The sequence below is a fragment of the Mycolicibacterium chubuense genome (assembly GCF_001044255.1).
Taxonomy (GTDB): domain Bacteria; phylum Actinomycetota; class Actinomycetes; order Mycobacteriales; family Mycobacteriaceae; genus Mycobacterium; species Mycobacterium chubuense.
Map to the genome: position 1 here is coordinate 19,944 of NZ_JYNX01000094.1, position 9,006 is coordinate 28,949.

Sequence of the window (9,006 nt, forward strand, 5' to 3'; positions counted from 1 at the left end):
CAACCTCGGAATCCATGTTAACCGCCCCCGGGGGGTGCTCCGAACACTTCTTCTGCCGGGGGATCCACGTAGGCGGCCTGGATCACTTCCTTGGCGTCGGGAGTGACGTAAAAAGCCTGCCCAGGCGGCCTTTTCTTGACGATGATCTCCCGCGACGGGAAGTCCTGCTTCTCCCCGGACAGGAACATCGTGGGGGTACCGGCGCCGTAGGCGGTGCCGACGAACTTGTCCAGCGTGGCGCGGTGGGCCTGGCTCATCTGGCAGGTCACCACCAGGTGCAAGCCGATGTCGGCCGCGGCGGGCAGCAGGGGCGCCAGCGGGGCCATCGGAGACACCATGCCGCCGGCCGCGACGATCATGTGCCAGTCGTCGACCAGCAGCACCACGTCGGGTCCGGTCCACCACGACCGCTGCCGCAGCTGCGCCGGCGTGACGTCCGCCGGCGGCAATCGCTTGGTCAGGTTCACCACCAGCGCCTTCACCGACTCCACGAGGGTGTCGTGGTTGCGGTTGATGCCGCCGGCCGGGAGCAGATGGCTCTCCGGGACCGCCTCGAGCAGCGCCGAGCGGTAGTCGGCGACCATGAAGCGCACCTGCTGGGGACTGTTGCGCGCGCAGATCGCCTGCGCGACGGCGGTCGCGATCGTCGTCTTCCCCGACTTGGGGGCGCCGAAGATCAGATGGTGTGGCGTGGTGTGCATGTGGTTGTGCGCGACGGTCAGATCCGACTCCCGCACACCGACCGGGATGGTCCATCGCGTCCGGTAATCGGCGTCCGGCCCGGGCGGGGTCGGATCCAGCTGCTGCAGGTGCACTCGGCTGGGAAGCACGCGTACCCGTGGCGCCTCCTCGGTGTGGCGCGCCGAGATCTCGCGCACCGCGGCCGCCATCGCCGGCACCAGGCCCTCGGCGCTGTGCACACCGTCGAGGCGCGGCACGCCGATCATCAGGTGGTGCTTCTCGGTCGACACCGCGCGGCCGGGCCGGTTGATCGGGATCTCCCGGGTGATTCGGTCGACCTGTGTCTCGTTGACGTCACCGAGCCGGAACTCCACCTTCGTGCCGAGGTAGTCACGCACCCTGGCGCGCAACTCCGTCCAGCGCGGCGTCGTGATCATCGCGTGCACGCCGTACGCCAGACCCTGACCGGCGATGTCCTGCACCACGGCCTCGAGATCGGTGAACTCCGCGGCGAACGCCGGCCAGCCGTCGATCACCAGGAAAACGTCCCCGAACGGGTCGGCCGCCGCGGGATGGGTGGGGTCGTCGCGCATCTGCCGGTAGTCGGCCATCGATCCGACGCGGTACTGCTTGAAGGTCTGCTCACGTTGCCGCAGAACGGCTTTGACCTCGGCGACGACCCGGTTGACGCGGTCGGGTTCGGCGCGGGTGGCGACGCCGCCGACGTGCGGCAGGTCCTCGATGTACATCAGGCCGCCGCCGCCCATGTCGACGCAGTAGAACTGGATCTGTCGCGGCGTGTGGGTCGCGGCGGCCGACAGGATGAACGTCTGCAGGAACGTCGACTTGCCGGTCTGCGGTGCACCGCCGACGGCGATGTTGCCCGCCGCGGTGGCGATGTCGATGCCCCACACCTCCTGGCGGTGCCGGCGCGGCTCGTCCATGATGCCGATGCCGATGCGCAGCGGCCGTCGCTCGTAGTCCCGCGCGACGAGCTCGTTGACCGGGGTGGGGTCGGCCAACGGCGGCAACCACATTCGGTACGCGTGGTTGTCGCCGGTGGTGAGCTGCTCGAGGACCACCTCGCGCAGCACCTTCTGGCCCGAGTCGATGGTCATGAGCTCACCGTCGTCGCATCGAGGATCGGCGCCGCGGTGAAGCGGTGGATCCGCAGGTTGCGGTCGGCCTGGGTGCGCGGGCCGGCATCCGCGTCGCCCGCGGCGACCACCGTGGGCACGTACGGGTTGCCGGTGTAGACGCTCTGGAACTTCACGGGGTCCTCCATCCCCACCCGCAGGAATCCGACGCCGCTCTCCTTGTTCGAGATGTACTGCGCCTCAGGCGTGCCGATCACCGCTTTGGACTCCGCGGAACTGGTGGTGCGCAACGCGATCCGGTAGGTCAGGTTCGGTTCGAGTTTGTCGATGCGCGTGCCGCCGGTGTTCAGCGACTGGGTGGCCAGCAGCAGATGCACACGCAGCGACCGGCCCACACGGCAGATGCGGTCGAAGAGCTGGATGAAGTCCGGATGGTTCTGCAGGAGTTCGGCGAACTCGTCGACCACCACGAACAGCGTCGGCAGCGGCGGCAGGTCGGCGCCGCGCTCGCGGTGCTTCTCGTACTCGGCGACGCCCGAGAGCGCGCCCGCGGCCCCCACCTGCATGCCCGCCTGCCGCAGGATGGATTGGCGCCGGTCCAGTTCGCCGGTGAGCACCTCGCCCATCCGGCTGACCAGTTCGGCTTCTTCTTCCATGTTGGTGACGACGGCCGCGGTGTGCGGCAGTTTCTCCATACCGAGGAAGGTGGACCCGCCCTTGAAGTCGGTGAGCAGCAGGTTGATCTGGTCGGGATGGTGCGTGGCCGCCAACGAGAGGATCAGCGTCCGAAGAAATTCCGACTTGCCGGAGCCGGTGGTGCCGATCAGCATGCCGTGCGGGCCGGCGCCGAACTCGGCGCCCTCCTTGATGTCGAGGTGCATCACCTCGCCGGTCTTGAGTTCGTGCCCGAACGGGATCCGCAGCCGGTCGCGGTCGGTGTCGGTGAACATCCGCCAGCGCGCCGGGGTCACCTCTTCGACCGTCTGCGCGCCGACGATCTCGTGCCACTCGGTGGCGACCTTCTTCTGCACCCGGGTGCTCTTGTCGATGATGGTGCCGGTGATCGACCAGCCGGCGAGCTTGCGCGCGATCCGTTCGGCCTGGCCGGGGGTCAAGCCGTCGACCGCGCTGGCCACTAAGCGGAACGGCGCGTTGGGCAGGCTGTCGTCGGCGGTACCCTCGGCGTCCACCCGGATCCGGTAGCTGGACCGGTGGTTTCCGAGCGTGACTACCGTGACGCCGGCACGGCCATCCGCCGGGAATCCCGCTCTGCCGCCGGTCAAATCGATGACGACGACGTAGGGGCCGTTCGGGGCGGAGTCGGCGGTGTGCGGTCCGCGCGCGGCGAGATCGCTGAGCCCGTCGGGTCGGGTGAACACCAGCCGGGTGGCGCCCGCGGCGTCGGTGTCGGACTGGTGCTGAACGTGCGGCAGCCACTTCAGCCAGGACCACGCCGGGTCCTCGGGGTCGTCGGTGAGCACCCGCATCTGCAGCATGTCCGGCGGATGGAACACCGCGAGATGGCAGATCATCGCGGCGAGCAACCGCGCCGATCTGTCGGCGTCGCCGCCGACGGCGATGGTGGGGAACGTCTTGAGTTGGACCATCTTCGGGCAGTCGTGGATCAGTCCGTGGGTACGCAGGAACTTCGTCACCCACATGTGGCTGACCGGTTCCAGATGCGGCTGCGGCGCACCGGTGGGGCCGGCGAGCTCACCGCCCACCGCAGGCTTGAGCAACCGGTCCACCGCCGGCTCGGATCCGAGACCGATCCGGGTCGCGGCGTAGAAGTCGGCGTTGGTGGCGCGCGACCACTGCCGGTGCGTGCCGATGATCGACAGCAGGTCGTCGGGATGCGGTGCGTGGTAGTTGAAGAACGTCACCTGGGCGGCCGCCGACGACGTCACCCGGGTGCGCAGGTTCGCGAGGTACCGCAGGTACTCCTTGCGGTCGGCGTTGATCTCGGGCACCTTCTTGCCGCCGCTGCCGCCGCTGGCCACCAGGCCGACGGCGGCCATCACCATCATCAGCGGCATCATCAACATGTAGGGCGAGAGTTGGCGCACCCCACTGAAGATCATGATCGCGATCATGCCGAGCATGCAGCCGCCGAGAACCCACGGCAGCGCCTTCTGCATGCCTGACGGCGGGATGTCGATGCCGAGATCCTCGGGCGGGGTCACGTTGATCTCGCCCGGGGTCAGGCGCGGCCCGCGCTTGATGATCGGGGTGAACTTGCGAGTGGTCATCCCCCACCTCCTGCCGGCACGGTCTGTCCGGCGTCGACCTTGCGCGGATTGGCGTCGGCGGGCAGCGTGTCGTGCTCGACGAGCGCGGCCTGCTCGGACAGCACAGGACCGTCGACGAGCAGGCTGACCACCTGCCACGGTGCGGTTTTCGGCGAGGTCAGCCCCAGCTTGCCGGCGGTCTCCTCGTTCGGCAGGCCGTAGCGCACCCCTTGCGGGTCGATGTAGTAGAGGCTCTCGCCGTAGCGCGGGTCCGGTGACTGCAGCCGGATGTACTGGCCCCCGTCGATGTGCACGGTGGCATCCCCGGTGATCTGGTCGATCCCGGTGTCCAGCGTGGTGGCCGGAAGGGGCAGGTGCCGGCCGGCGATCACGGTGGTCTTCGGGGACTGGTCACCGGGTTCGCGCTGCCACGCCCAGCACAGTGTCGGGCTGTCCTGCCGGGCGAGCATCGTCATCGGGATGTCCGGCAGCGGCGAGTTGTAGACCTGCTCGGGCACCCGGGCCACCGCGCTGGCCTCCATCGGCGGCGGGGCGATCATGCCGAACGAGTTGGTCGCCCGCAGTGCGGCCGCGGTGGTCGCATTGACCTTCGCGACGCCGTCGGGCAGCACCACGTAGTTCTGCTCGTCGTCATCGGTCAGCGTGGTGAAGACCGAACCGACCACCAACTCCGGGGGTAGCCCCAGAGTGTTCGGCGCCCCGCCGGCGGGGATGTCGGGCAGCCGCCACGGACCGGCGTTGGGCAGCGCGTTGAACAGCCCCTCGGAGATCGGCGTGGCCTTCGCGGTCACCGGGATGCCGACCGCGGAGGTCACCGCACGGTCCGACATGTCGATCGCGTGCCGTCCGGTGGCGGTGACGAGCCAGTCGGCGCCCTGGTAGGACACCAGCACGCCCTGCTCGGGGCGCATCGGACCGACCGATGAGTCCAGTACCAGCGGCGTGATCAGCACCGACGTATCGACGGTCGGCGCAACGCTTTCCGGTTTGACGACGGTGTCGCACAGGCTCCATTGGGTCTGCGGGGACGCGGACACCGGCGTGGCCCAGGGCCCGCCGGGGATGCCGAGCGGCTGGCCCTTCGACATCGTGTCGAGCTCCTGGGACTTGACGGCCACCGGCGTGCCCGGGTTGCCGAGGATGAGCCGGGCCGACGTCAGGTTGTACACGGGCCGCAGCTGCCCGCTGTCGGGCAGCACGACGTAGAGCTGATTGGTGGTCCGGTCGACGAGAAGGCTGTCGCCGCCGCGCTTTCCGAGCGGCTTGAAGTAGGCCAGCAACGCCGCGCCCAGGCAGATCAGCACCGCGATGATGATCCCCGCGCTGACCGCCCGGCTGTAGAACTGCAGCGGATCGTCGAACATCCGGGTGTCCCGGCGCACGATCGCGTGCTCGACACGACGGAGCAGGAAGCGCCAGCCGCTGACCTGGACCTTGGTGGTGAGTCGGAATCCGGCCATCGCTACCCGCTGATGTTCATTCGTCCGTGCACCGACGTGATCGCCGCTGCCATGTCGTCGCCGCTGATCTCGCTGAGCTCCTCGACGCCGAGGCTGTCGAAGTCCAGAGAGCGGGCCAGCCGCATGTCGCGGCTCTGCTCACCGGCCTCCACCAGCTGACGGGCGTAGCGGCCGTTGCCGGCGACGTCGAGTGCCGGTTTGCCGCCTGCCCTGCTCTGGCTCAGCAGCGTCGCCGCGTCGAGCACCTGCTTGGCGGCGTCCTCGCTGAGCGACGAATCATTGGCTTCGGCAATCACTTTCGCGATGTCCACGATCTCCTCGGGAGAGTAGGAGTCGAACTCGATGCGAGTGGAGAAGCGCGACCGCAGGCCGTCGTTGGTCTCCAGCAGCCGGTCGATGTCGTTGCTGTAGCCGGCGATGATGACGACCAGGCGATCGCGGTCGTTCTCCATGCGGGCCAGCAGCGTGTCCAGCGCCTCGGTGCCGAACGGGTCGGCGCGCCCGTCACGCTCCTGCACCAGCGTGTAGGCCTCGTCGATGAACAGCACCCCGCCCATCGCCCGGTCGATCGTGCGGGCCGTCTTCACTGCGGACTGCCCTTCGTACTCGGCGACGAAGTCCTTGCGCGACGTCTCGACGAGTTTCGGTTCGGCGATCACCCCGAGCCCGGCGAGGATGTTGGCGACCACCCGCGCGATCGTCGTCTTGCCGGTTCCGGGCGGGCCGGTGAAGATCATGTGCTTGGAGGCCTGGGCCACCTTCATCCCGCGCGCGGCACGCACTTTCGCCATCTGCGTCGCGGCGCGGTAGCGCTCGATCTGTTCCTTGACCCGGGTCAGGCCGATCTGGCGGTCCAGCTCGGCCTGGGCGTCGGCAAGCAGCACCTCGCGGCCGGAGTGGTCGGCCTCGACGCTGTCGGGATCCCACGGGTCACGCCGCGAGGCGATCTTCTCCGCGGTCGTCGTCTGCAGCCGGTAGGCCGGATCCCGCAGTGCGGCAGCCACGTCGGGGGACGGGTAGGACGCCTGCAGCCACTCCAGCAGCCGGACAGCGGCTTCCTCGTTGCCGAGGCTGCGGTAGGCCATCGCCAGATACCAGGCGATGGCTCGGTTGCAGGCCTCCCCCGCCGGCGACGAATTCGCCTCCACCAGGCGGCTTTCCGCCTCGGTGAACAGACCGAGGTTGGCCGCCGCCACCCCGTGCGCCACCCCCGCCGCGGCCGCCAGGAACTTGTCCGGCCACGTGTTGGCCGCACTGCGGACCTCGTCGATGACGTCGGTCCAGCGCTGCGCGGCGGCGTACACGACGGCCTTCACCCACGACACCAGGTGCTCGGCGCCCACCGACGGCACGTCGTCGAGCGCCTCCATCGCGTCGGCGTAGTTGCCCACGCCGGCCTCGGTGACCGCGAAGCCCATGGTGATCGCCAACGGCGAGTTCACCGGATAGGTGATCTGGCCGAACATCCCGCCGATCGGGACGCGCGCGCCCAGGCTGTTCATCGAGATCTCCGCCGCCCCGGCCAGCTGACCGAAGTTGGTCCGCGAGTACCAGGCGCGGAACATCGTCACCCGGTCGGTGTCGCCGCAGCGGATGCGTCCGACCCATGCGTCGCAAGCACTTTCGTCGTACTCGGTGATCTCGGTGAACATCTCCAGCGACCGCGCCGGGGAGGTGGGCAGCATCCCCACCGCGGTGCCGAACATGCTTGCCAGATGGTCAGTCATGCTCACCTGCATACCGGGTCGTGAACAGCTCGGCGCGGGCGGCCTGCGCCTGTTCGGGGGTGGGCAGATCGAGGTCGCGGGTCAGGAAGTCGCGGGTCGCGGCGTCGTCGTTGCCCTGCTCGCGCATGCCGTCGAGCATCAGGGTGTACTGCGCGGAGCGGGCGTCCTGGGTGGCGAGCCCGGCGATGACGACGATCTCCTCGCCCAGCTGCGTCTCGGGCATCGCGGCCGCCTGCGGGGACAGGTCGACGCGGTGCACCCGGCCGTCCATGTACGTCGTCACGGTGACCGTTCCGGGTGGGTTGGTGACGGTGAACATGGGCCCGCTGCCATCGACGTCGAGGGTCGGATCGAGCGCGCCGGGAGCGGCCGGGTAGTCGCCGAGGATCTCTCCGAGGTCGGTCTCACCCGCGTCGGAGCCGGCGGCGCTGAAATCCAGCGCCGCCAGGTCGTCGTGGTCTCCGTCATCGGGGAGACCGGGCGGGGGGTGAACCACCTGCTGATGCCTCTCTCAGTCCAGATCCGGTGCATACGCGTCGGCGTCGCGATGGTCGAACCACGCCGCGGACGGCAGGAACGCGACGAGCTCGTCGAGTGCGCGCTGCAGGTTCTCCGGGCTGCCGGGCAGGAAGCTGCCGTACAGCTCCCCGTTGACGCGGCGCGGAATCGACACGATGCGCCCGTGGACGGAATCCAGCACGCCGGCGCCCACACCGGCCTGTGAGGACGTGCCTCCGGGATGGCGTTCGTGGGCCGTGATCTCGACCCAGCTGCGCGGATTGCCGATCGCCTCGGCGTAGATCTTCGCCGACGACGGTGGCTGGCCGTAGTTCGCCAGTTGGTCGGCGGTGCGAACTCCTGCGAGCGTGGCCGCGATACCGGTGAGCGGTTCGACGTTTGCCGGGGAGGCGTCGCCGATGACCACGTTCACCATGCCGGCCAACCCGATCTGCGGTGCGACCCGCTGCAGCACCAGCATTTCTTCATCGCGCGCGGCGACGACATGTCGATCCCCCTTACGACACACCACGAAGCGCACCATTTTGCCACCGACGTCGCGGCGCCACCACCGGCAGTCCAGCGTGCGGTCCGGCCTGCTCAACGCGTCCACCATGGCGGCGACCTCGGGGTGCGGATCCCCGAACGCAGTCAGGATGCCCTGGGCGGTCAGGTCACGGGTCACCTGCTCCCACACGACCCTGCGCTGGTCCTCGTACGGGATGTTGGGTCGGATGCCCAGGGCCAGGGGGAAGTCGACGAGGTGCAGCAGGTCCGCGATGACCAGCATGCCGTCGATGGTCACTTCAGCGCCGACCACGTCGTCATAGTGGGTGGGTTCGGCGTCGCCGAAGAACGGACTGGCCATCACCGGCGGAGCCGCTCGGCGGACGCCTGGTCGGTGGTCTCGTACCGGTGCGCGGCGAGGGTCAGATTCTCCTCGAGCGCGAGGGAGTTGCCGGCGATGCTGGCCGCTGCGCCGGCACGGGCCTGCTGGATCGCCTCGAGCGCCGCCGCCGTGGACCACGCGACCACCCCGTGGGTCATCCGAATGCGGGTGTCCGCATCGGCGACGGCGGCGGCGGCCGAGGTGATCTCGGCCGCGGCCTGACCGTGCTTGGCGGCGAGTTCGCGCAGATGCGCGGTCGTCACCTCGAGGGCGTCATACGACATGGCGGTGTCTTCTCTGCTCGGTTACAGCGGCGGTCGGGTGGCGGCCGGGGCGGGTGGACGCGGCGGTTCGGTCGGTGAGCCGCTCGCTGATCGCGGCGGCGAACTGCTTGGTCTCGGCGTC

At 69.2% G+C, this 9,006-nt stretch carries 7 protein-coding genes; all 7 read right to left on the reverse strand.

Features of this window, described 5'->3' with window-relative positions:
* Positions 1-17 precede the first annotated feature (17 nt).
* The 7 genes from eccCb to MCHUDSM44219_RS28030 are packed head-to-tail and all read right to left on the reverse strand — an operon-like array spanning position 18 to position 8,885.
* Entirely contained in the window at positions 18-1,799 is a 1,782-nt protein-coding gene (gene eccCb, locus MCHUDSM44219_RS28000; RefSeq protein ID WP_048421553.1) for a type VII secretion protein EccCb, read from the reverse strand.
* Positions 1,796-4,027: a type VII secretion protein EccCa gene (eccCa, locus tag MCHUDSM44219_RS28005; RefSeq protein WP_048421554.1), complete on the reverse strand. Its 2,232-nt coding sequence runs from the start codon at positions 4,025-4,027 to the stop codon at positions 1,796-1,798. The genes eccCb and eccCa overlap by 4 nt, the downstream gene beginning before the upstream one ends.
* Positions 4,024-5,487: a type VII secretion protein EccB gene (gene eccB / locus MCHUDSM44219_RS28010; protein WP_048421555.1), complete on the reverse strand. Its 1,464-nt coding sequence runs from the start codon at positions 5,485-5,487 to the stop codon at positions 4,024-4,026. Before eccB ends, eccCa begins: the two co-directional genes overlap by 4 nt.
* A gap of 2 nt (positions 5,488-5,489) precedes the next feature.
* Positions 5,490-7,214 carry a type VII secretion AAA-ATPase EccA gene (gene eccA / locus MCHUDSM44219_RS28015; protein WP_048421561.1) on the reverse strand — a complete coding sequence of 575 codons (1,725 nt, stop codon included), beginning with the start codon at positions 7,212-7,214 and terminating at the stop codon, positions 5,490-5,492.
* On the reverse strand, positions 7,207-7,710 hold the full coding sequence (locus MCHUDSM44219_RS28020; RefSeq protein WP_048421556.1) for a hypothetical protein: 504 nt from the start codon (positions 7,708-7,710) through the stop codon (positions 7,207-7,209). The genes eccA and MCHUDSM44219_RS28020 overlap by 8 nt, the downstream gene beginning before the upstream one ends.
* 15 nt (positions 7,711-7,725) lie before the next feature.
* Positions 7,726-8,580: an ESX secretion-associated protein EspG gene (locus MCHUDSM44219_RS28025; RefSeq protein ID WP_048421557.1), complete on the reverse strand. Its 855-nt coding sequence runs from the start codon at positions 8,578-8,580 to the stop codon at positions 7,726-7,728.
* Positions 8,580-8,885 carry a type VII secretion target gene (locus MCHUDSM44219_RS28030; RefSeq protein ID WP_048421558.1) on the reverse strand — a complete coding sequence of 102 codons (306 nt, stop codon included), beginning with the start codon at positions 8,883-8,885 and terminating at the stop codon, positions 8,580-8,582. Before MCHUDSM44219_RS28030 ends, MCHUDSM44219_RS28025 begins: the two co-directional genes overlap by 1 nt.
* Between the last annotated feature and the right edge of the window lie 121 nt (positions 8,886-9,006).